Origin of the sequence: Proteiniphilum sp. UBA1028, assembly GCF_002316955.1 — a bacterium.
In the GTDB taxonomy this organism is placed as follows: Bacteria; Bacteroidota; Bacteroidia; order Bacteroidales; family Dysgonomonadaceae; genus Proteiniphilum.
The window spans coordinates 22,808-45,833 of the sequence record NZ_DCEN01000072.1 but is presented as its reverse complement, the minus strand read 5'-3'; the positions used below and the strand labels follow the sequence as shown (position 1 = coordinate 45,833).

Below are 23,026 nucleotides of genomic sequence, written 5' to 3'. Positions count from 1 at the left end.
ATGCAGATCAGCGCGACATTCATCCTGATCCTGGAGATACTATACCTCCTCACGGTGGTGAGTATCGTGGTGGTGGTGATTTCGGAAAACCGGAACCCCATCAAGACGGTGGCATGGATAATGGCGGTTGTCTTTCTTCCGTTTGTCGGCATCATCTGGTATGCCTTCTTCGGACAGGACGCCACCAAAAAACATGTCATCTCCAAGAGGATGTACAGCAAGCTGAAAAAACGCCCGCTGGATGAGATGGAAACACCGGTGGAAGTGTTTGTTCCCAAAGAACACTCCAACCTGGTGAACTTGCTGAAGAACATGGACTATACACCTTTGCTGGGTGGCAACGACGTGAAACTCTTCACAAACGGGAAAGATAAATTCGATCATCTTTTTGCCGATATCGAGAAGGCAAAAAAACATATCCACGTGGAGTATTATGTCTTGCTTGATGATGAGATCGGGAGAAGGTTCCAGGAGGCGCTTATCCGCAAAGCCAAAGAAGGACTGGAGGTGCGCATCATCTACGATAGCTTCGGCTCCAGGAAAGCAAAGGAAAAGTTTTTTGAGGAATTTCGTATGGCCGGAATTGAATCGGAACCGTTTCTGAAACTTACCTGGTCGGCATTGACTTCGAGGCTAAACTACCGTACTCACCGGAAAATTATAGTGATAGACGGATGCATAGGATATACCGGAGGTATGAACATTGCCGATCGCTATATAAAAGGTATGGAATGGGGCTGTTGGCGTGATACCCACGCCCGTATCGAAGGCAAGGGGGTGCAGGGATTGCAGTCGGTCTTTCTGATTGACTGGTATTTTGTATCCCAGACACTGATCACTTCCCGCGACTATTTTCCCATGCTCGATAACTTTGGCAACTGTCCCATGCAGATTGTCAATAGCGGTCCTCTGAGCGAAGAGAACGAGATCTCATACGGTATTACCCAGGCAATTTACGAAGCACGCGAATCAATCTTTATACAGACTCCCTATTTTTTACCGCCCGATGCAATGGTTCATGCACTCCAGGCTGCTGCTATGCGGGGAGTGGATGTGCGGCTGATGACTTCCCTGCGCTCCGACGTGCCATTGGTGCAGGTTGCCTCACACTCCTATTTCAAGGAGATGCTCCATACGGGCGTAAAAATATACCAGTACAAAAAAGGATTTCTCCATTCAAAAATGATGATTTTTGATCATTCGCTCACCCTGATTGGATCGGCCAATTTCGACTCACGTAGTTTTGATCAGAATTTTGAAGTGGAGGCTTTTATCTACGACGACCAGCTGGCGCAACAAGCGGAGAATATCTTTGCCGAAGATCAGCGCCATTGCGATCAGATATCGCTCAGGGAGTGGTCGAAACGTCCCGTAATGAAACGCTTTATTGAATCATTGTTGCGGCTTTTTGCCCCGTTGTTGTGAGGATGCAAGACATAAAACGCAAAAAAAAGAGTAAGACGCAGGAAAATGCAAAGAGAAAATATGGAACGAATTTTTCTGATCGGCTACATGGGGTCAGGTAAGACAACAGTGGGTAAACGTTTGGCCAACTCTTTGTCCCTTGAGTTTATCGACCTGGATGCCTACATTGAAAACAAATACAGGAAAACAATCGCAACCCTTTTTGCTGAGAAGGGTGAGATGGAATTCAGGAAAATTGAGAGGCAGTCGTTGCATGAGGTGGCAGTATTTGAAAATGTGGTTGTTTCCACGGGAGGAGGGGCACCTTGTTATTTCGACAATATGGAGCTGATGAACAAGACAGGTACCACCATCTATATTAAGGCTCACCCGGAGGAGCTCGCTGCCAGGCTGCTGGCTTCGAAAACGGTGCGTCCGCTCATTGCGGGAAAACCGAAAGAGGAACTTATCCCCTTCATTGCGGAACATTTGGCGCAGAGAGAGTGTTATTACAATGATGCACAAATTGTTTACCATACCGACCGTATGATTACCAGGAAGGATATCCATTTAATAGTATGCGGCATTGAGGAGTTACTGAGAAAGAGAGATGAACAATGATACAGGATCCCCAAAAAATCACGTCGTTTGTCGTACGTGAATTACTTCTGAAAGCAGAAAAGCAGAAAACTTCCCTGGTGATTGGAGTGCCCAAAGAAAATCAGGAGGTGGAGAGAAGGCTCGCGCTTACTCCCGAGACCGTCTCTTTGCTGGTGTCGTCCGGGCACAGGGTGTTGCTTGAAGCCGGAGCAGGTCATGCGATCAACTACTCCGACAGCTATTATGCCGAGTCGGGGGCGGAAATTGTGGGGACAGCCATGGAGGCCTTTCAGGCTGACCTCATTCTGAAGGTGTTGCCTCCCACACTGGAGGAGGTACTGATGATGCGGCAGAGAAGTACCGTCTTTTCGTTTCTCTACCTTCACCGGCTCTCCACTCCCTTGCTGGAGCTGATGTCGGAGAAGAAGATCAATGCCATGGCCTACGAATTGATTTGTGATGATTCGGGCGTATCACCCTTTGTAACCTCTGTTTCTGAGATTGAGGGAGCATGCTCCATCACCCTGGCGGCCGAATTGTTGAGTAACGTTCACGGAGGAAAGGGTATCCTGTTGGGAGGCATTCCCGGAATCTCCCCTACAGAGGTGGTAATCATTGGTGCAGGTGTAGCCGGCACCATGGCAGCACGCGCCGCCTTGGCAATGGGAGCATCGGTGAAGGTGTTCGACGACGATATCGGCAAATTGCGTGCCATCCGGCATGAGCTGGGGGGGGCGCTTTTCACCTCCACCCTTCAGCCCAACGTCCTTAGAAATGTATTTCGCTCTGCCGATGTGGTGATCGGTGCCATGCAATATATCAACAAAACCAATTTTTACCGTATCTCTGAAGACCTTATCCGGGAGATGAAGAGGGGAGCCCTCGTCATTGACCTGCGCATGGCGCAGGGTGGATGTTTTGAGACGACCATGGAAGCTTGCCTCCCCAGTCATCCGGCCATCTTCGAAAAGTTTGGTGTACTTCATTTCTGTGAAATGAGCCTCAGTTCGCGTGTGGCGCGTACCGCCTCCATAGCTTTGAGCAACATTTTTATCTCTCTTTTTACCTCCATGGGTGACTGCGGAGGGGTAGATCATTTTGCACGGTTCGACCGAGGCTTTGCCTCCGGCTTTTACCTCTATGCCGGAAAAATGGTCAACTCCTACGTGGCCAATCATTTCAATTTCCCGGTATCGGACATCGGCCTCTTTCTGCACGGGTATTAAAATCAAACCACAGTCCCCGGAGTCAACGAACTTTCCTTTTTCAGACGGGATGGCTAACTGGTTCTCTGTTTGGTGAGTAGAGATGTTGCGCGACCCATACCTTGTAGCGAGAAGCCTGTTTTGTGATTATTTAACTATATGAGTGCAATTTTTTACCTCGTTGATTCATCATATATAGAAAGGTCCCGTTACTTTTTATATTAGAATAATTGATACTATGCAAGTAAGAGTTTTATGCCTGTTGTTTGTTGTTCTTCTGTTGGGCTGTAATTCGGAGAATACGTTTCTTGATGATACACCCGGAGAGGTGCTTATGTTGAAGGTTGATTATATCACAAACCGCTTTGAAGGAGGGGGCGAATTACGCTTTTCGCAAAAGGCGGATAACTTTACAATAGGCTATGAGTATAAGGAGCCCGCTGATTTCGGCTATGTGAAATTGAGATACGAAGAGTTGAACGAACCCCTCTTTGAAGGTTCTATTCATTGGATGGGGTTGGGAGAAATGAAATATCCGGAAAAGCTGGAGCCGGCCGGTAAGTTCAATCATGTTCTGACGGAGGATTTTGTTTATCCCGTCAATGGATTTGAGAATGTTTTCAATCCCTACAATATGGATTTGAAATACGAGGATGCATGGTTTGCCGTCCAGGGCTTGGTAAAGGCGAGAGAATACCTGAGAGCGAATCCCTTGCAAAAAGTAAAAATATTCCTCTATACACCCAGCGTAGGGGTAGGGAATCCCGAAAATTGGGACTGGATCATTTATTTGAACAGGTGACCGTGATGCTGTCCGTGGATGCGTTTTTAAAAACGCTTCTGCAGGATCCTGTACCAGGTAAATAAAATAATTCCCTTAAAGAAAGAGGTGATGGAGATGGCCCACCAGACGCCTGTCACCCCTATACGCGCACCCAGAAAGAGCGCCAGCGGGATACGCAGTGTGTTGAACACCATGCTGATGATGGCCGGAGGGGTGGTTTTGCCCAGGCCGTTGAACATACCCTGCGTGGTAATCTCCAGCATCATGAAGAGCTGCGAAAAGCCCAGAATCATCAGATAGGCACCTCCCGCCACATAGGCTTCCCTCTCCTGCACGAAAAGCGAGAAAATTTCTTTTCCGAACAATACAAATGACACGGTCACAACCACTCCCAAGGTGCCCATCATCATCAACGTATAGCGGAAGGCGCGGTTGGCGCGCTGCATCTTGTTGGCTGCATAGTTTTGCGCCACAAAGCTACCCAGCGCCGTGGAGAAGCCATTGGAGGTGTTCCAGGTGATCCCTTCCACCTGGCCGCCAATAGATTGACTGGTGATGCCGAGGTGTCCTCCGTACACCGATGCGGTACGGGCCAGATTCATGTTGATAAAGGCGAAGTAGACATTCATCGCTGCTACGGGCAATCCCAACTTCAGAATATTAACCGTGTACTTTCTATGGGGACGGATCAGAAAACGGAAGTGTCCCAGCAGGCCATTTCTTCGCTTCAGATGGAAGACGAAAAGCAGCAGGATCACTCCTTGTGACAGAACGGTAGCAAGTGCTGCCCCCTTTACCCCCATCGCCGGGAAAGGACCAATTCCAAAAATCAAAAGAGGATCAAACACAATATTGATCAGGAGTCCGGTGGCATTAAAATAAAAAGGGATGTCACTTCGTCCCGAGCCAATGTAGATGCCGGAAAAATTGAGAATCAGAAACATGACCGGTATCCCGGTCGCAATGACCTTGAGGTAACCTGCTGCTTCGAGCGAGATGCTGCTTTCTAAGTTGTAAAAAGATACATAAGGGTGCGGGAAGAAAAAGAAGAAAATACCGAAGGCGAGACCCAGCACCCATGCAAGAGTCGTGGTGTGAGAGGCATAGATCGATGCCAGGGCGGGCTTTTGGGCGCCGATGGACTGGCCAATGGAGATCTCGGCACCCACCTTGGAGATCAGCGCCACGGAGTTCATCATCCACATAAGCATTCCCACGGAGCCCACGGCGGCGACCGATTTGCTCCCCAGCCTTCCTATCCACAGAATATCCACCAGGTTGTAGGCCATCTGGATAAAGCTGATCGCCATCAACGGGAGTGCCAGCGTGGTCAGCTGCCGGAAAATATTCCCTTGTGTAAGGTTGCGCACGGAAGGCTTAGAGGATGTCGTTTTATTCACCGTTTTTTTTGAGAAGTTCTTGCAATAAAAAAGGAAGCAACCTGATGGGTTGCTTCCTTTTGAGAGCGGAAGACGGGACTCAAACCCGCGACCCTCAGCTTGGAAGGCTAATGCTCTATCAACTGAGCTACTTCCGCGAAAAATGATTCTGACTAGCCGCTTCGCTGACCGGCCGATTGTTCGGCATCGAATTGTTGAATTCTCAAATCATCGAATCGGAATTGTGTGGGCAGTGATGGATTCGAACCACCGAAGGCGTAAGCCAGCTGAGTTACAGTCAGCCCCATTTGGCCACTCTGGTAACTGCCCTTTTTTCGAACGGCAAAGATACAAAAAATTATTGATATTTCCCTTTGAGAGCGATCATTTTTAATGCTGTGATCGCTGCCTCGTCCCCTTTATTTCCGTGTCTGCCGCCTGCTCTCGCTTTTGCCTGATCAAGCGTGTTGGTGGTGAGCAATCCAAAGATTACGGGAATATCCTGTGTGAGATTCAGTTGTGTGGTTCCGTCGGTTACGCTGTTGCAAACAAAGGTGAAGTGGGGCGTCTCCCCCTGAATGACGCATCCCAGAATGATCACACTGTCCACGTTTGCTTTTTCGATCAGCAGCTTTGCCCCGTAGGTAAGTTCAAAACTTCCGGGCACATGCTCTATCACAATGTCGTCACTTGAAACACCGAATTTCACCAGTGTATCGAAGGCTCCGCGTAGCAGGTTGCCGGTTACGGATGAGTTCCATTCCGATACCACTATCCCGACACGTTTTCCATTTCCGCTGGGAACCGATTGTGGGTCGTAGGACGAAAGATTATTTAGTTCGGTTGCCATCTGTTTACTTTGATTCTTTCAGCAATTCGGCCTGTTTGATGTACTTGTCGGCCTCCTGTGCTTCGGGGGTGTTGATATAATTTTCTTTGATCCGGGTGAAGGTCTCGATGGATTTGTCATAATCAGCCAGGCTCAGGTAGGCTTCGCCTGCCTTTTTCAGATAAATAGGGGTCAGCATCTGGTCGTCTGCTCCTTTAGCGGCCTTCAGGAAAAAAGAGATGGCTTCGGCGGTGTTGCCCATGTTCATGTACACATCACCGATAGCGCCGGTGATGGCAGGGGTGATCAACAAATCGCCACCTTTGAATTTTTTCAGGTGCTCCAGTGCCTTTTCGTTGTTGCCGAGACGATTGTAGGCGATGCCAGCGTAGGCGCGGGCTAAGTCAGCAGTCCGGGTACCTTTGTACTGGGTGATCACGGCTTCAAAACCTGTATAATCATTGCCATTGCCAAAAAGCGCCAGAGAGTCCTGCCCCTCCTGGAAATAACGCTCACCCTTGAAGATGGCTGTCTGTGCTTTCTCGTTACGAGGCATCTTGTATAAATAATGGTATGCCATAAAAGCTCCTACCAGAACAATGACAATGAGCAACCCTGTTAAAATGGTTTTTTGATTCTTCTCCAGAAACTGTTCCGATGTGGTTAAGGCTTCTCCGATATTCTCGAAATTCTTTTCGGCTTTCGACTCGTTTGTTTTTTTTGCAGACATGATCGTTGAAAAAATGTGACGTTATTTTTTGAGATGCAAAAGTAATGGTTTTTAAATGATAAATAAAATTTAAAAGAGTGTTTTTTATAAAAACAACACGCCCGATTAATCTTTTTCGTACGTTTGCAGTCATAGAAGCAGTTGCAGGTATTTTTTGTCAATGAAAATACACCGATGTAACATAACGGCCTTTTGTCCGTCTTAATAAGAAAAGAGCCCGAGAGATTGAAATGAGTAAAATAACTACTTATATGAAAAAATATATACTGACATTAGTTGTGCTGACTATCAGCCTAATGCATGTTGAGGCGCAGGTCGACGCCGTCTTTGTGAACGTGCCGGTGGTAAACGGAAAAGTAATCTTTGAACAGTTTATCCTGGCTGACCAGCTGAGTGGCGCAAGCCAGCGTTATGCAAAGCTGCAAAACTGGACGAAAAAAAACTTTACCGGAAATCCCCTGTTGTCCGGTATTCGTTTCGATGATAAAGCCCAAACAGTCACTGTGAGCTCGAAGGCCGAATTGCAGCTGCCGGCAAATAAAGCGGGTGTGCGGGAAAACATGATCATGAGTTACCGGTTTGATGCCACCATCACCAATGCCGGCTGTATACTTGTTGTACGTGACATTACCTATCAGAAGGCCCGCAAAGAGGAGGGCTCGTTCTTTCCCAAAATTTATGTTGCCGAGGAGACCATTACCGATCAGGCGGTGGGGATCAGCGGTGATGAAAGTGAGCTGAGAAACAACCTGCGGAAGGAGACCCTTCTGTTGCTGAACAGGCTCTATGCCGATCTTTTGGGAGCATTTTGAACGGAATAACAGACGGCTTGTATGGCCCTCAAGTTTGTTGTTTTTGGAGGCAGCCTCTTTCAATTTTCCAAAGGTGGTTTAAAATGCAATACGAAGTTGTTCCCGGCAGAAATAGCTGATTCTGTCAAAATTATATCAAAATTAATTTGCCGGAAACTTTGGTAAATTAAAAATATATGCTTAATTTTGCGCCCTGATTTGTCGGGAAGATTGCGTTCCGAAGAGAAAGTAAACAATAAATACACAATATAGCAATGTCTAAGATTTGTCAAATAACAGGAAAAAGAGCAATGGTTGGAAACAACGTTTCTCACTCTAACAAGAAGACGAAACGCAAATTCAACGTCAATTTGTTCACGAAGAAGTTCTATTGGGTGGAAGAAGATTGCTGGATCAGTTTGAGTATCTCGGCGTCCGGATTGCGCACCATCAATAAGATTGGATTGGATGCAGCCTTAAAACAAGCTGCTGCGAAAGGATTTTTAAACGCATAACGAGAAGGAGAAGCAGCAATGGGAAAAAAAGTAAAAGGTAACAGGGTGCAGGTGATCCTGGAATGTACGGAACACAAGGAGAGCGGTATGCCCGGCACATCCAGATACATTACGACCAAAAATAGAAAGAATACGACCGAGCGTCTGGAATTGAAAAAATACAATCCGGTGCTCAAAAGAATGACTGTTCACAAAGAAATAAAGTAAAAACAGGATAAACTATGGCAAAGAAAGCAGTTGCGGGATTCCGCGATAAAAATACAACCACAGGGCGCAGTCACACCAAAGTTATCAAGATGGTGAAGTCACCAACTACGGGTGCGTACAGCTTTAAAGAAGAGATGATTCTGAATGATCAGGTAAAGGATTATTTTTCGAAATAAAGATTACCCGCTGAGTTTTTCTCCGTCCCTCCCGGGCAAACAGGTTTGTTTCGGTTTGCTCACGAGAGAACTCGTTAAAAATACATAAAAGCTTCCCTGTGCCTCAACACAGGGAAGTTTTTTATTGACTATTTTGTAGTTTTGCAGATAATCCGTTGTCTGCTTCAAGTAAACCGAACTGAAGATTAATTGACATTCATCGTTTAAACATTCACTGCTTTATGGGCTTTTTTGACAGATTCACGAAAGGGAAAAAAGAAACACTCGATAAAGGTCTTGAAAAAACAAAAGAAAATATTTTTTCAAAGATCACCCGGGCCGTAGCCGGAAAATCAAAAGTCGACGACGAAGTGCTCGACGAGCTGGAGGAGATACTGGTGACCTCCGACGTGGGTGTGGAGACAACACTGAAGGTGATTGACCGGATCGAGGAGCGCGTGGCGCGTGATAAATACGTGGGGACCGATGAGCTGACTGCCATCCTTCGCGACGAGATTGTCAATCTTCTCACCGAAAACAATAGCGAAGACCTGGCAGAATTTACGGTGCCCGAAGATAATAAGCCCTATGTGATCATGGTCGTGGGCGTAAATGGCGTTGGCAAAACCACTACCATCGGGAAGCTGGCACACCAGTTCAAACAGAAGGGGTTGTCGGTCTACCTGGGTGCCGCTGATACTTTTCGTGCTGCCGCCGTGGAACAGCTCGATGTATGGGGCCGGAGGGTCGACGTGCCTGTGGTGAAGCAAAAGATGGGAGCAGACCCTGCCTCTGTTGCATTCGACGCGGTGAACTCAGCGAAAGCGCACAATGCCGATGTGGTGATCATTGATACTGCCGGCCGTTTGCATAACAAGGTGAATCTGATGAACGAACTGACCAAGATCAAGAATGTGATGGGAAAGATCGTCCCCGATGCACCGCACGAAGTGCTTCTCGTCCTGGATGGCTCAACAGGACAAAATGCTTTTGAGCAGGCGAAGCAGTTTACTGCCGCCACCGAAGTCACGGCACTGGCCATTACCAAGCTCGACGGTACCGCCAAGGGTGGGGTGGTGATCGGCATCTCCGATCAGTTCAGGATCCCGGTAAAATACATCGGACTAGGCGAAGGCATGGACGACCTGCAGGTGTTCCGGAGAAAAGAGTTTGTGGATTCGTTGTTTGGGGGGTAATTGAATTGAGGGCGTTGATATCCATCATATGATTAAAAACAAAATAGATGTGGTGACACTGGGTTGCTCCAAGAACCTGGTCGACTCGGAGTTGCTAATGCGTCAGCTTGTGGCCAACGGCTATACAGTTGCACACGACCCGGAAGAAGCGAAGGGTGAAATAGCTGTGATCAATACCTGCGGCTTTATCGGCGATGCGAAAGAGGAATCCATTAACATGATCCTCTCTTTTGCCGAGGCAAAAAAGAACAACAGACTGAAAAAGCTTTTTGTGATGGGGTGTCTCTCGGAACGCTACCGTCGGGAGTTGACCGAGGAGATCCCCGAAGTGGATAAGTTTTATGGAAAATTCGACTGGAAAGCGCTGATTGCGGACCTTGGAAAATCTTATAACAAAGAGCTGGAGTACGAACGTTCCCTTTCCACCCCCGCACACTACTCCTATGTGAAGATATCGGAAGGGTGTGACAGAACCTGTTCTTATTGCTCCATCCCGCTGATTACGGGAAAATACAAGTCACGCCCCATGGAACAGATCGAAGAGGAGATCCGTCGCCTGGTGGCCAGCGGGGTGAAAGAGTTTCAATTCATTGCTCAGGACCTCACCTATTACGGACTCGATCGCTACAGGGCGATGAAGCTGCCTGAACTGGTGGAGAGAGTGTCCGACATTGAAGGAGTGGAATGGATCCGGCTTCATTATGCCTATCCGGCACACTTTCCCAAAGATCTGCTGCGTGTGATGCGCGAGCGCGAGAATGTCTGCAACTACCTCGATATCGCACTGCAGCATATCAGCGACAACATGTTGAAAATTATGCGGCGCAACATCACCCGGCAAGAGACCATCGACCTGATACAGCATATCCGGGACGAAGTGCCGGGCATCCATCTGCGCACCACCATGATGGTGGGACACCCCGGCGAAACCGAAGCCGACTTTGAGGAGTTGTTGGGATTTGTCGGAAAAACGCGTTTTGAACGCCTTGGGGCATTTCCTTACTCCCACGAAGAAGATACATATAACGACAAGCACTATGTCGACGATATACCTGCCACGGTGAAGCAGGAAAGAATGAATACACTGATGGAGCTGCAGGAGGAAATTGCCCTTTCTGTGAACGAAGCCAAAATAGGAAAGACCCTGAAGGTGATCATCGACAGAGAAGATCCCGATTATTACGTTGGACGTACTGAGTTCGATTCCCCGGAAGTGGACGGAGAGGTACTGATATCAAAAGAGCGACCACTGACGGTCGGTAATTTTTATGAGGTCTCAATCCACGATGCCCTGCCCTTCGACCTGATTGGCAGCCTGAATTGAGAGTCCTTTCCGGTTTTGGACCCCTCCCGGATTTAAAATATTTTACATAGCATGACAAACGAAGACCTTATTGCCAAACTTGTACAACTCCTCGGATGGACAGAAGCTGAAGCTTCCCGGGCATTGGATACGATGATTGCCGTGATGAAAACTGAATTGGAAGAAAATAACCCTGTTATCATCGACGATTTTGGAAAATTTTTTACCCACAAACAATCAGAATATATTCTTATTGACAGGGAAACGAAAGAACGGTATCTCATGCCTCCGGCAGTGGGGGTGGTGTTTGAATCTCTTGTAGAGAAAAATGAGGAGGCTTTGACTTTCAATCTTTTTTTCACGCCGGAAGATTCCCTGAATGATTCAGTAAACAGCTCCTTCTCCTACTTTGAGCCTGCCTTGCTCAACGAGGGAGTACAAATTCCGGGAATTCCGGAAGTGGTTGCCGGAGAGGTCGATGAGGTCGGACAGATAGGAGATGTTGAGCAAGCCGGACAGCCTGAACAGAGTGAACAGATTGAAGTAACCGGGGAGGTTGAGGAGCTTGAGCAGGCCGCACAGATTCAGGCCGCACAGATTGAAGAGATCGAGAAAACAGCGGAGGTTAAACAAGCCGAACAGGGTGAAGAGATTCCGGAGACAAAGGGTTTGGCGCAGGTTGAAACAATCCCGCAGGCCACACATTCTCCACAGATCAGACAGGCCGGAAAAGCAGAGCCAAACAGGCATAAAAGGACAAAACGCAAAAAGACAACCGCATTGTGGATCCCTATTATGGGAGGAGTGGCAATTGCATTGGCAGCTCTTTTTTTTTTCAGAGGCCTTCAACCCGGGGAAAGTGAAATAATTGCCGGATACCTGCCCGGAACAGAAGCCGAAAAGGTTATCATCCCTCCATCAGATACCTTTTTACATGCATCGCCCGGAACCAACGCCGTATATGGCGCCTCCCGCACCGAAGAAGCAAAAAACAACCTTCCGCAAAGAGAAGCGGAAAAAATCCGACTCGGTGAAGGCAAAACGTTGCGTCTGCTGGCGCTGGAGCTGTTTGGAAACAGGGAGTTTTGGGTCTATATTTACCTCGAGAACAAGAAACAGATCATAAATCCCAACCGCGTACCCGCCGGCACAGAACTGATTATTCCCGATACATCAACATACGGCATTGATGCCGGTGACCCACGGTCGGTCTCCAAGGCAAAAGAGGAGGGTGAACGTGCCTTGGGCAACTTATAGCAGATCGTGTTCTTTTGCGTTGCCAAGCAATATCCCTGTTTTCTCTATTGACATATAAGGGAAAAAACGTATATTTGAATTCTTCTTAAAAATAGATGAAGTATCTTTAAAAATATATATTACGATGACGAAAACGAATACCTTATTATTGTTTTTATTGATCCTGTTATCGGCATGCAATGGCGGTTCATCCCGGGGATCCGGGAAAGACGATCCCCACCGGTACGTAATCAAAACAGATGTCCCCGCACGACCCGCGGGACAAAAAGATGTACTCGGTCTGGTTACGCCTAGACTGGATACAGTGCGCGTGGGCTTTATCGGCCTGGGTATGCGTGGACCCGGGGCTGTGCAGCGTTTCACACATATCCCGGGGACAAAGATCGTTGCTCTCTGCGACCTGCATGCCGACAGGGTGGAGGAAACACAAACAATCCTCGACAAGGCCGGATTGCCCCGTGCGGCTGACTATAGCGGAAGCGAAGAGGCCTGGAAGAAACTTTGTGATCGTGATGATATTGATCTGGTCTATATTGCTACCGACTGGAAACGGCATGCCGAGATGATGATCTACGCCATGGAGCAGGGTAAACATGTGGCCTGCGAAGTGCCGGCTGCCATGACTCTCGACGAAATCTGGTCGGTCATCAACACCGCCGAGAAAACACAGAAACATGCTATGCAGCTGGAAAACTGTGTGTATGACTACTTTGAATTAACCACCCTCAATATGGCACAACAGGGCCTTTTTGGGGAGGTCCTTCACGCGGAAGGAGCCTACATCCACAACCTGAGAGACTTCTGGGGGTATTACGAAGGCGACTGGCGAATGCAGTACAACAAGGAGTTCCGTGGCGACGTCTATGCCACGCACGGCATGGGACCTGCTGCGCAGGTACTGGATATTCACCGGGGCGACAAGATGAACCTGCTCGTGTCGATGGATACCAAGCCGGTAAATATTCCTGAATACCTGATCGAAGTGAGGGGGATGGAGCGCGACAGCGCCTATCAGTTTGCCAACGGACAGCACACCATGACCATGATCCGAACCGAAAAGGGGAAGACCATTCACATCCAGCACGATGTGGCATCGCCGAGACCCTACAGTCGTATGTATCAGGTGAGCGGAACCAAAGGTTTTGCGAACAAATATCCCAATCAGGGCTATGCGCTGGAGGCCGAAATGGTGGATGAGAGCGTGACGCCCGACCACGAAAATCTCAACTCTCACTCCTACGTCTCCGACGAGGTGAAAGATGCCTTGATGGTAAAATACAAACACCGCATACATCGGGAACTGGAAGAGAAAGCCAAAGAGGTAGGCGGCCACGGCGGCATGGACTTTATCATGGACTACCGGCTTGTCTACTGCCTGCAAAACGGACTGCCGCTCGATATGGACGTGTACGACCTGGCCGAGTGGTGCTCGCTGGCCGAGCTGAGCCGTATCTCTCTCGAGAACAACAGCGCCCCGGTGGAAGTGCCCGATTTTACACGCGGCAACTGGAACAGGATTCAGGGATACAAGCACGCCTTCGTTGAATGAGGGCTTATCCGGAAATGACCAGATAAAAAAGCGGGCTTTTTCACAGGCCCGCTTTTTTACGACTGGTCAAATGAATGTGTGGGTTGTGGTTCACAAATGGCCTCTTTGTTTCAAAAGGGCTGGTAGCTGGCTTGGCTCATCGGCCACGGGGACACCGGCGGCTTCGAAGGCGGCAATCTTTTCGGCGGCGGTACCCGTTCCGCTGGAGATGATGGCACCGGCATGTCCCATCTGTTTGCCCGGAGGTGCCTGTTGTCCGGCAATAAAGACGGCAACGGGCTTCGTAACATGCTCCCGGATATAGGCTGCTGCACGCTCTTCCGCATCGCCACCTATCTCACCGATCAACGCAATCGAGTCGGTTCCCGGATCGTTTTCAAACATTTCCAGTAGCTCATTGTAATAAAGGCCTACCACCGGATCCCCTCCCACACCCACTGCCGTGGATTGACCCATACCCTTCGCTGTGAGATTGTACACCACCTCGTAGGTCAGCGTGCCACTGCGGCTGATTACGCCCGTGCCACCCTCGCGGAAGATCATGGAGGGCATAATCCCCACCAGGCTCTTTCCCGGTGAGATCAGTCCGGGGCAGTTGGGACCGATCAGGCTGGCACCCTTGCGCCGGATATAGCTGTAGGCTTCCACCACATCGAGCGTGGGAACACCTTCCGTGATACAGACAATCAGTCTGATTCCTGCGTCGGCAGCCTCCATCATGGCATCTTTCGCAAAGGCTGCGGGAACAAAAATCACCGACGCGTTGGCACCTGTTTCCTTTACGGCATCTCTTACCGTATTAAATACCGGAATGCCCTGCACCATCTCACCTCCTTTGCCGGGTGAAGTCCCGCCGACCACATTCGTACCGTACGCTTTCATTTTCGATGCGTGAAAACCGCCATCACGTCCCGTTATGCCTTGCACAACGAGCCTTGTATCTTTGTTTATCAGAATACTCATACCCTATTTGTTTTCAGTCTTGATATTGTTTTGCCAGCTCTACCGCTCTGCGCGTGGCGTCACCCATGGTCTCCGCCACATGAAAGTGGGTGCCTCTAAGCAGGGCGCGTCCCTCCTTTTCGTTGGTCCCGGTGAGACGGATCACGATGGGTATCCCGGTCTTGATCTGTTTGAAAGCCTCCAGCAGACCGCTGGCCACGTCGTCGCACCGGGTGATGCCTCCAAAGATGTTGATCAGCACCACCTTCACGTTTCTATCACCCAGTAGCAGCTTCATCGCCTCAATCACCTTGGTGGGATTGGAGCTTCCGCCAATGTCGAGAAAGTTGGCCGGATTGCCGCCATAAAGCTTGATCATGTCCATGGTGGCCATGGCAAGGCCAGCGCCATTCACCATGCACCCAATATCTCCACCCAAATGAACATAGCTGAATCCTTTGCTTTTGGCACTCTGCTCCTTCTTCTCCTCCTCGGTCGGTTCGTTGAGCAAAGCGATCTTCGGATGGCGGTAAAGCGCGTTGTCGTCGAAAGTCATCTTCGCGTCAATTGCCACAATAGCGCCCTCTTTTGTCAGTACCAGCGGATTAATCTCTGCCAGGGAAGCATCATTTTCCACAAATAAGCTGTACAGCTTCTGGAATATGGTTGCTGCCTGTCGAACCAGCCCGATTTCGTCGAACAGCTTGAAGGCTGCTTCACGGGCCAGGTAATCGGGAACACCCACCGAGGGGTCGATCGCAAACTTGTGAATCTTCTCCGGCATAGTTCTTGCCACCTCTTCTATGTCCATCCCCCCCTCCCTGCTTAACATCAGAATGGCCGATTTGGTGCTCCTGTCTACCACATAGCTGACGTAATACTCCCTGTCAATATTTACGGCTTGGCCCACCAGAATGCGATCGACAATAAATCCCCTGATATCCATACCCAGAATGGCAGCGGCGTGTCGGCGCAGTTCTATCTCATCGCCGGCCAGCTTTACGCCGCCTGCCTTGCCTCTGCCACCGGTGTGCACCTGTGCCTTGACAATAACCTTTTGCGAGTCCAGCTGTTCGTACGCCTTTACTGCATCTTCCACAGAGCGGCACACAATGCTTTTGTCTACAGGGATCCCATAGTTTGCAAAGATCTCTTTTGCCTGATATTCATGAATCTTCATACGATAATTTTTTATAAAATGGCTTCCTCTATGTTGTTACAGGGTGTCGATTAGAAAAATGAAACGTATGATCCCGTTAAATTGTTTAACAAAAGAATGAAAAAGAGACCTTCACACCGGAAATCCGTGCAACGACTGTCCAATCCGTACGTTTCGCATAATAATAGTGATCTGCAACGGTATCGCCAGCAGGCAGATATTTCAATTGCATGTTGTGGGTATTCAATGCCACAGAAATGGTAATTTCATGGGATTGATCTCCACCCTGTTTTTATTTTCCTTTGTCCCCTGTAATTATTATCTCAAAAGAATCCGGAGTGAGCCATTGTGATTACTCCGGTGCTACCTCAAAAAAGATTGTAACAAATGAAAAAAAAATTGGTTATCTTGCTGATGAGCCTCCTGGCAGGCTTCGGTGAATCATTTTCACAAGAAAACAACATATTTACGGGAACAGTCGTGGACGAAGAGAATCAGGAACTCACCGGCGCCACTGTCTACCTGGAAGAACTGGGTATCGGCGACGATACCGATGCATATGGAGCCTTCCACATTGGCAACGTGCCGGGAGGAACACATGCTGTCGTGGTAAGCTACGTGGGCTATAAGCCGGTCACAAGGGAAATCACTTTTCCCCGGGGGGAGACACGGCAGGATACCTTCCAGCTGGAACGCGACGAACAGGTATTGGTGGAGGTAGAGGTGTTCGGCAGGCGCAGGGAGCGGCCGGAGAAGATGGATGTCCTTCTGCGCATCCCGCTCCGCCTGGACGAGCAGATACAGAGTATCTCGGTGATCTCGCAGAAGATGCTGACCGACCAGGGCGTACTCACGTTACATGATGCTGTGCGAAATGCACCGGGAGTGGGCACCTTCGCTACCTTTGGCAACACCACGGAAAGCATTACTTCCCGGGGATACAGGGGTATCCCCGTCGTGAAGAACGGGGTGAGGGTGCATTCCGACTTCAGGGGGACAGGCTTTCTGACTGATATGCAGGGGGTGGAGACCATCCAGATCCTCCGTGGGTCGGCTGCCATTGCGCAGGGGGTGGGAAACGACCTTGGCTCGGCGGGAGGGGTGGTCAACATCGCCACCAAGACCCCGCGCTTCATCAACGCCGGGAACGTGGGATTCCGAACAGGCAGCTGGGGGCAGGTGAGACCCACCTTCGACGTGCAGTTCGTGGGCGACAGGCTGCAGCGGACCGCTTTTCGGCTGAATGGTGCCTGGGAAAGGGCCGATAACTACCGGGTCTTTGTTTCCAAAGACCGTATCTATCTGAACCCCTCATTCATCTGGCGTACCGATAACAAAACCAGCATCACGCTGGAGATGGATTACCTGCACGACGCACGTACTCCGGACCAGGGTACAGTCAACCTGAATGCCGACAGCGTATGGAATGTGTACAAGATGCCCCACGACCGCTTTCTTGGTTTTTCCACCGACAGACAGACCACAAATACGCTTACTTATCTGGCGCAGGTACACCGTACTGTCAATGAACATCTCAGCCTGCGTGTTTCTTACGCGGGCTCCGGCATGAATCAGACAAAAATCGGCTCTCATGCTTCGCCCCTCAGAAATGTCACGCAAACGGGTTTGTATAATTTACGTTCACGGGCTTATAGCGGAAGTGAAAGGGATGACAAAAACGGTGTCTTTCAGATCGATCTCATCGGGAAAAATCTCCTTACCGGCATGGTAAAACATACCTTCAACCTCGGGATCGATTACCGGTGGACCGACCTCACTACTGTCAATACCAACACGGTAACGGTGGATACGGTCGATGTCCTGCAACCCATCTCCAACACCGCACCCAATGTCAGCCTTATCAACGGAGATCCGGTCCGTTCACGCGAATATGCTTATGGCATGCTGCTGCAGGAGCTGATGACGGTCGGCCCACATCTCAAGCTCTCGCTCGGCCTCCGCTATAGCCAGTTGAGCGGTACCAGCAACAACAGTATCTCCACAAACGGCGGCAGCGTCTGGGATCCGCTGTTGGGAATCATCGTCACCCCAAGTCAAAACATCAACCTGTTTGCCTCCTACACCACCACTACGTCCCTGCGCGGCGCTGCCAACCTGCTCGAAGACCGCCTCACCCCCGCAGGCGCTTCGCGTGAAAAACAGGTCGAAGCCGGCTTCAAGACAGAGTGGTTCCAAAACAGGCTGCGGTTCAATGCAACCCTGTTCCACATTCGGAACAACAACCTCACCTACGCTGCCCTCAATGAGGCAGGAAGCAACACCGGATACTACATCAAAGCAGGAAACCTGAAACGACAAGGAGTGGAACTGGAGCTGACCGGAAAAGTACTGAAAAATATGGATGCCGTCGTGGGCTATGCCTACCTTGATGCGGGTTATCACGACAGCCCTTACTACCACGAAGGGTCCGCCCCCATGAATACAGCGGCACATACTGCCAACGGATGGGTTAATTATACCTTCTTCGAAGGGCCCCTCAGGGACCTGTCCCTGGGAGTGGGGTTCTATTACACGGGGGAGAGACCCTTCGCTGAATATACCTACCAGGTGCTTCCCGGCCACCAGGTACAGCCCAACACCCGGCCGTTTCTGGCCGATGGCTACACCACCGTGAATCTGCAGGCGGGCTACAGGATAAACCGTTGTCAGTTGCGCATATTTCTGAATAATATTCTTGATTCACAGGGGTATACGTCTTATTACAGGGGCGGATACCTCAATCCAACCGACCCCCGCAACGTCTCTGTGGGACTGAACTGGCAACTCTAAATCTCGAGATCTTCGATGGCTACAATCTTCTTGGAGATGGCATAGATGGTGAGCCCCGACTGGCTGCGGATGCCGGTCTTCATGGTGATGTTTTTCCGGTGACGCACTACGGTGTGGATGCTGATGTGAAGCGAGTCGGCAATCTCCTTGTTCATCAGCCCGTTTACAAGGCCGGTGAGGACTTCGATCTCTCTTTTGGTGAGGTTGTCGTCCTCACCCTTTTGTTTGTTTTCCTTCCTGCTTTTGTTGTCCAGCTTCGTCAGGCATTGAAGAATGTGCTCCGGCGTATCATAAAGCGTGAAGGAGATGTCGGCAAGCATGGACTGCTTTTGGATGATGCCGTAATCGATGCCGGCTACTGACAGGGAGGGATGATTTTTTCGGATCCTCCTGACCTCTTTCTCCCGGTTTACAAACTGCAACGGGTTGGCAATAAGGATGTCGATAGCTGTGGACTCCAGCATCTCCGAAAGGTCTTCCAGTGACTCCACCCGGAGGATCCGGCAATCCAGGTCGGACTGATACAAAATGGCCATCAACCCCTCACAGATAACCCTCGAGGCCTCCAATATCACGATATGAAGAAGGGGCTTACGCATCTTGCTCCTGTTCAATGCTCACACCCGCCGGGATTAGTATGGTCTCTTCTATCAGGGAGTGGATATATAGATCAAACTCAAGCTCGTAAAGTGCGAAGAACAACCGACGACGTAGATCAAGGTCGTTCTCTATCTTCACATACTTCAATAACAGTTGCTTCAGATCTTTCAATTTCAACTCAATATCGGTGTGATGCTCGCCATACTCGATGGAGGAATAAAGCTCCCGCCGGAAGGAATCGGATTTTTTCTCCTTCAGCAAGTGAATGAAATAGGGAAAGGCTATGTTGTCTTCGTAATCAAGATGCTCCAGTACTTCGGCAAAGTAATCGTTGAAGAATTTTTCAAGCAGCTTCAACTCTTTCGCAGAATGATTTTCCTGCAACTGACGAATATAGGAGCTGATTTGCGGATACTTGTCGGAGCGATAATAGTCGTGGCTCTGCTTCAGAAATTCGATCACCCGGACCAGATCGTCCCGGGTAAACAGTGGATGGGCCTTCGGCCCCAGACCATTGTAAAGATTGGCAATGCCAACGAACAGGTTTTCACTGATACTGTAACCGGTACACAGCTGCATCACAGTCTGGTCGCTCACCCGGAAATCAATGTTAAAATGCTGCAACATCAATAACAGATTAGGGTTGGCATCGATCAGATCGGCCATCTTCATATAAGACTTGACTTTTATTTTCGAAGCGTGAACCATATCGGGAAAGTATTTTTTTTCTACAAAAATAGAAAAAAGAACCCAGTTATTTGGAATTATTCTAATCAAAATGACCGTGCTGTACCCAGCCCCTCCGAACAACTGGATCAATTTCAACGTGAAGTCTGGAGAATCAGTATTCACATCCTCTTCTCTCCCTGAGTTTCCGGTCGTCTGGAATTCTCCCGTTTTTTTTGTATCATTGTGCTCTCAAATCAAAAAAACAAAAAAATGAACGGTTTTCAACAGTTATTGATGCAGCGCCGCAGCATCAGAAAATTCAAAGAGGAGCTGCTGACACCCGATGAGACACGCATGATCCTTGAAGCAGGGTTGCTTTCGCCCACTTCCAAGAACAGGCATTCGTGGGAGTTCATTGCCGTAGAGGATAAGGAGATGCTTATCCGTCTGTCGCACTGTAAGCCGCAAAGTGCTACCTTTATTGCTGATGCTGTCCTGGCTGTCGTGGTGGCGGGAAATCCCCTGGAAAGCGATGCCTGGATTGAAGATGCTTCCATCGCTGCTATCAATATGCAACTACAGGCGGAGGAACTCGGCATAGGTAGCTGCTGGGTACAGGTGCGCAACAGGTCCTACACCGACCTGCTCTCGTCGGGCGATTATATCAACGAGCTGCTGCAGATACCCATGCCCCTCGAAGTCCTTTGCGTGATTGCCTTCGGCAGAAAAGAAAAAGAAAAATCTCCGGCAAGCCTCGACAGCTTGCATTGGGAAAAAGTTCATATCGAAAGATATCTACTTAAATCTTAGGCATAAGACACAAGAGCCAACAACAGACAACAGAAAAAGATGATTGACTTCACAAAAATACCCTCTCCCTGTTATGTGATGGAGGAGGAGTTGCTTCGCAGGAACCTGCAGCTGATCAGGTCGGTCAGCGAACGTGCCGGCGTTCAGATTATCCTTGCCTTCAAAGCATTTGCCCTGTGGCGTTCGTTCCCCATTTTCCGGGAGTATATCCGTTCTTCTACCGCCAGCTCTGTGTCTGAGGCCAGGCTTGCTCTCGAGGAGATGGGTACTCCGGCACATACCTATGCCCCTGCTTATACTGACGAGGAGTTCCCCCTCTTTTTGCAGTACAGCAGTCACATCACCTTCAACTCACTTTCTCAGTTCGAACGCTTTTATCCGCAGGTGGAAGCTTCGGGGAAGGAAATAGCATGTGGGGTAAGGATCAACCCCGAATTTTCGGTGGTGGATACCGACCTCTATAACCCGAGTGCGGCGGGATCGCGCCTTGGCATCACGGCTGCCGGGATAGGGGAGAAGCTTCCCAAGGGGATTACAGGGCTGCATCTGCATAACCTTTGTGAGAACAACTCCCATGATCTGGAAAAAACGCTCGAGGTAGTGGAAAGAAAGTTTGGCCATCTCTTTGGACAGATCCAGTGGCTGAATTTGGGCGGTGGTCATCTGATGACGCACAAAGACTACGACGTGGAGCACCTCATTCAGGTGCTTCATGGCCTCAAAGCACGCTACCCGCACCTGGAAATCATCCTGGAGCCGGGGAGCGCATTTGTCTGGGAGACGGGCGTGCTGGTAGCGACGGTGGCCGACATTGTGGAGAACCACGACGTGAAGACGGCCATGCTGAACGTCTCCTTTGCCTGCCATATGCCGGACTGTCTGGAGATGCCTTACAAACCCCGCATACGGGGAGCATACCAGGAGCCGATAGCCGGAAAACCGACATACAGAATGGGTGGAAACAGCTGCCTGAGCGGCGATTTCATGGGCGATTGGTCGTTCGATACTCCGCTTGAAGTGGGCGACCGCATCCTGTTTGAAGATATGATCCATTATACCACGGTGAAAACAACCCTTTTCAACGGAGTAACTCATCCCTCCATCGGCCTCTGGACCACGAACGGTACGTTCATTCTCTATCGCCGGTTTGGGTATGAAGATTATAAAAGCCGGATGAGCTGAGTAAATCCTTTTTTCTTTTTAAACAATTTCTGCCCAAATTGTGTTAATTGAAGAAGTGAGAAGATTGATCTTTCACAAGTTTATCAACAACTATTCACATTAAACATTCACAAACTATGGGATTGATATGGTGGATTATTATCGGAGCAGTAGCCGGATGGCTTGCAGGTAAATTAATGAGGGGCGGCGGTTTTGGCTTTCTGGTTAATCTTTTGGTCGGTATTGCCGGAGGAGTCATTGGCGGATGGGTATTTGACAAGTTGGGAATCTCTACCGGCGGGGTTATCGGTAACCTTGTAACAGCACTCGTGGGAGCAATCCTGTTGCTGTGGATCATTTCACTCTTCAAAAAGAAAGCCTGAGAAAGGATTCCGTGAGACACGAAACAGGTATATTTTCCGGATCATTTAACCCTATCCACATGGGGCACCTCATGTTGGCGAACTACATCAGCGCTTTCACGCCCGTGAAGGAGGTTTGGTTTGTGGTCTCTCCTCATAATCCGTTGAAAAAATCAGGGGATCTGCTGGATGACGAAATCAGGCTGGAGATGGTGCGACTGGCGCTGAGCGATTACGAACATTTCAAAGTATCGGATGTGGAGTTTCATATGCCGCGCCCCTCTTATACAATTGATACGCTCGATGCACTTACACGGGCACATCCCGATAGGCGCTTTTCCTTGATCATCGGGGGTGATAACTGGTCCTTATTTGAACAATGGAAAGAATATAAGCGCATCCTGGAGCTCTACGAAATCCTTGTTTATCCGCGATTAGGGGAAAAAATACACATTCCCGAAGAACTGCGCAAATCGGTCCGGCTTATCAATGCTCCTGTGGTGGAAATATCCTCCACTTTCATCCGGCAAGGCATCGGAGAAGGAAAAAATATGCGTGCCTTCCTCCCGCCAAAGGTGTACGATTACATTGAGCAAAATAAGCTTTACCGCTAACGGTTAACTTTCGGC

At 49.3% G+C, this 23,026-nt stretch carries 24 protein-coding genes and 2 tRNA genes; 17 read left to right on the top strand and 9 right to left on the bottom strand.

Translation table 11 applies throughout. The features are described 5' to 3' along the window. The 4 genes from cls (at position 1) to B3Z75_RS12305 (ending at position 4,011) form a co-directional block, all read left to right on the top strand. Positions 1-1,425 (top strand): cardiolipin synthase, encoded by a 1,425-nt coding sequence (gene cls / locus B3Z75_RS12320; protein ID WP_294072102.1) that lies wholly within the window; start codon positions 1-3, stop codon positions 1,423-1,425. 60 nt (positions 1,426-1,485) lie between these two features. Further along, the gene (locus tag B3Z75_RS12315; RefSeq protein ID WP_294072100.1) at positions 1,486-2,025 is read left to right on the top strand and encodes a shikimate kinase; all 540 of its coding nucleotides are present in this window, start codon (positions 1,486-1,488) and stop codon (positions 2,023-2,025) included. Beyond that, complete coding sequence (locus B3Z75_RS12310; RefSeq protein ID WP_294072097.1) at positions 2,022-3,230, top strand: alanine dehydrogenase; 1,209 nt, start codon at positions 2,022-2,024, stop codon at positions 3,228-3,230. The genes B3Z75_RS12315 and B3Z75_RS12310 overlap by 4 nt, the downstream gene beginning before the upstream one ends. A 217-nt stretch (positions 3,231-3,447) precedes the next feature. Beyond that, complete coding sequence (locus tag B3Z75_RS12305) at positions 3,448-4,011, top strand: hypothetical protein (protein ID WP_294072094.1); 564 nt, start codon at positions 3,448-3,450, stop codon at positions 4,009-4,011. 26 nt (positions 4,012-4,037) lie between these two features. Here the strand turns inward: B3Z75_RS12305 and B3Z75_RS12300 are convergent, their stop codons facing one another. From B3Z75_RS12300 to B3Z75_RS12280, 5 genes are all read right to left on the bottom strand, one after another. Next, positions 4,038-5,393, bottom strand: a complete 1,356-nt coding sequence (locus tag B3Z75_RS12300; RefSeq protein WP_294072092.1) for an MATE family efflux transporter — start codon at positions 5,391-5,393, stop codon at positions 4,038-4,040. A 64-nt stretch (positions 5,394-5,457) separates the two neighbouring features. Continuing rightward, a tRNA-Gly gene (locus B3Z75_RS12295) sits at positions 5,458-5,530 on the bottom strand. An 89-nt stretch (positions 5,531-5,619) separates the two neighbouring features. After that, positions 5,620-5,702: transfer RNA gene (locus B3Z75_RS12290), tRNA-Tyr, on the bottom strand. A gap of 28 nt (positions 5,703-5,730) precedes the next feature. Beyond that, positions 5,731-6,222 (bottom strand): 6,7-dimethyl-8-ribityllumazine synthase, encoded by a 492-nt coding sequence (gene ribH / locus B3Z75_RS12285; RefSeq protein ID WP_294072089.1) that lies wholly within the window; start codon positions 6,220-6,222, stop codon positions 5,731-5,733. Positions 6,223-6,226: 4 nt separating this feature from the next. Next, entirely contained in the window at positions 6,227-6,931 is a 705-nt protein-coding gene (locus B3Z75_RS12280) for a tetratricopeptide repeat protein (RefSeq protein WP_294072086.1), read from the bottom strand. Between the two features lie 251 nt (positions 6,932-7,182). On the opposite strand from B3Z75_RS12280, the gene B3Z75_RS12275 reads away from it, so the two are divergent. The 8 genes from B3Z75_RS12275 (at position 7,183) to B3Z75_RS12240 (ending at position 13,904) form a co-directional block, all read left to right on the top strand. Next, a complete protein-coding gene (locus tag B3Z75_RS12275) occupies positions 7,183-7,743 on the top strand; it encodes a DUF4468 domain-containing protein (RefSeq protein WP_294072083.1) in 561 nt (186 codons plus the stop codon). Positions 7,744-7,997: 254 nt separating this feature from the next. Next, positions 7,998-8,237, top strand: a complete 240-nt coding sequence (rpmB, locus tag B3Z75_RS12270) for a 50S ribosomal protein L28 (protein WP_294072080.1) — start codon at positions 7,998-8,000, stop codon at positions 8,235-8,237. Between the two features lie 18 nt (positions 8,238-8,255). Next, a complete protein-coding gene (gene rpmG / locus B3Z75_RS12265) occupies positions 8,256-8,444 on the top strand; it encodes a 50S ribosomal protein L33 (protein ID WP_294072075.1) in 189 nt (62 codons plus the stop codon). A gap of 14 nt (positions 8,445-8,458) precedes the next feature. Then, a complete protein-coding gene (locus B3Z75_RS12260; protein WP_294072072.1) occupies positions 8,459-8,620 on the top strand; it encodes a DUF4295 domain-containing protein in 162 nt (53 codons plus the stop codon). 221 nt (positions 8,621-8,841) lie between these two features. Continuing rightward, positions 8,842-9,795: a signal recognition particle-docking protein FtsY gene (gene ftsY, locus B3Z75_RS12255; protein WP_294072069.1), complete on the top strand. Its 954-nt coding sequence runs from the start codon at positions 8,842-8,844 to the stop codon at positions 9,793-9,795. Between the two features lie 28 nt (positions 9,796-9,823). Beyond that, the gene (gene rimO / locus B3Z75_RS12250; protein WP_294072066.1) at positions 9,824-11,119 is read left to right on the top strand and encodes a 30S ribosomal protein S12 methylthiotransferase RimO; all 1,296 of its coding nucleotides are present in this window, start codon (positions 9,824-9,826) and stop codon (positions 11,117-11,119) included. 51 nt (positions 11,120-11,170) lie between these two features. After that, positions 11,171-12,355 carry an HU family DNA-binding protein gene (locus tag B3Z75_RS12245; RefSeq protein ID WP_294072063.1) on the top strand — a complete coding sequence of 395 codons (1,185 nt, stop codon included), beginning with the start codon at positions 11,171-11,173 and terminating at the stop codon, positions 12,353-12,355. A gap of 124 nt (positions 12,356-12,479) precedes the next feature. Beyond that, positions 12,480-13,904, top strand: coding sequence for a Gfo/Idh/MocA family protein (locus B3Z75_RS12240; RefSeq protein WP_294072060.1), 1,425 nt, complete (start codon positions 12,480-12,482; stop codon positions 13,902-13,904). Positions 13,905-13,994: 90 nt separating this feature from the next. Here B3Z75_RS12240 and sucD read toward each other — a convergent pair whose 3' ends face one another. Further along, positions 13,995-14,867 (bottom strand): succinate--CoA ligase subunit alpha, encoded by an 873-nt coding sequence (gene sucD, locus B3Z75_RS12235; protein ID WP_294072058.1) that lies wholly within the window; start codon positions 14,865-14,867, stop codon positions 13,995-13,997. 13 nt (positions 14,868-14,880) lie between these two features. After that, on the bottom strand, positions 14,881-16,026 hold the full coding sequence (gene sucC / locus B3Z75_RS12230) for an ADP-forming succinate--CoA ligase subunit beta (protein WP_294072055.1): 1,146 nt from the start codon (positions 16,024-16,026) through the stop codon (positions 14,881-14,883). Positions 16,027-16,392: 366 nt separating this feature from the next. On the opposite strand from sucC, the gene B3Z75_RS12225 reads away from it, so the two are divergent. Then, entirely contained in the window at positions 16,393-18,795 is a 2,403-nt protein-coding gene (locus B3Z75_RS12225; RefSeq protein ID WP_294072053.1) for a TonB-dependent receptor, read from the top strand. Here the strand turns inward: B3Z75_RS12225 and B3Z75_RS12220 are convergent. Beyond that, positions 18,792-19,394 carry a response regulator transcription factor gene (locus tag B3Z75_RS12220; protein WP_294072050.1) on the bottom strand — a complete coding sequence of 201 codons (603 nt, stop codon included), beginning with the start codon at positions 19,392-19,394 and terminating at the stop codon, positions 18,792-18,794. The genes B3Z75_RS12225 and B3Z75_RS12220 overlap by 4 nt on opposite strands. Continuing rightward, positions 19,387-20,067, bottom strand: coding sequence for a hemerythrin domain-containing protein (locus tag B3Z75_RS12215; RefSeq protein WP_294072047.1), 681 nt, complete (start codon positions 20,065-20,067; stop codon positions 19,387-19,389). Before B3Z75_RS12215 ends, B3Z75_RS12220 begins: the two co-directional genes overlap by 8 nt. A 267-nt stretch (positions 20,068-20,334) precedes the next feature. On the opposite strand from B3Z75_RS12215, the gene B3Z75_RS12210 reads away from it, so the two are divergent. From B3Z75_RS12210 to nadD, 4 genes are all read left to right on the top strand, one after another. Continuing rightward, on the top strand, positions 20,335-20,874 hold the full coding sequence (locus B3Z75_RS12210; protein ID WP_294072045.1) for a nitroreductase family protein: 540 nt from the start codon (positions 20,335-20,337) through the stop codon (positions 20,872-20,874). Positions 20,875-20,913: 39 nt separating this feature from the next. Then, positions 20,914-22,056, top strand: coding sequence for a carboxynorspermidine decarboxylase (gene nspC / locus B3Z75_RS12205; RefSeq protein ID WP_294072042.1), 1,143 nt, complete (start codon positions 20,914-20,916; stop codon positions 22,054-22,056). Between the two features lie 116 nt (positions 22,057-22,172). Beyond that, positions 22,173-22,418, top strand: a complete 246-nt coding sequence (locus tag B3Z75_RS12200) for a GlsB/YeaQ/YmgE family stress response membrane protein (RefSeq protein WP_294072039.1) — start codon at positions 22,173-22,175, stop codon at positions 22,416-22,418. An 11-nt stretch (positions 22,419-22,429) separates the two neighbouring features. Next, a complete protein-coding gene (gene nadD / locus B3Z75_RS12195) occupies positions 22,430-23,011 on the top strand; it encodes a nicotinate (nicotinamide) nucleotide adenylyltransferase (protein ID WP_414702898.1) in 582 nt (193 codons plus the stop codon). Positions 23,012-23,026 lie beyond the last annotated feature (15 nt).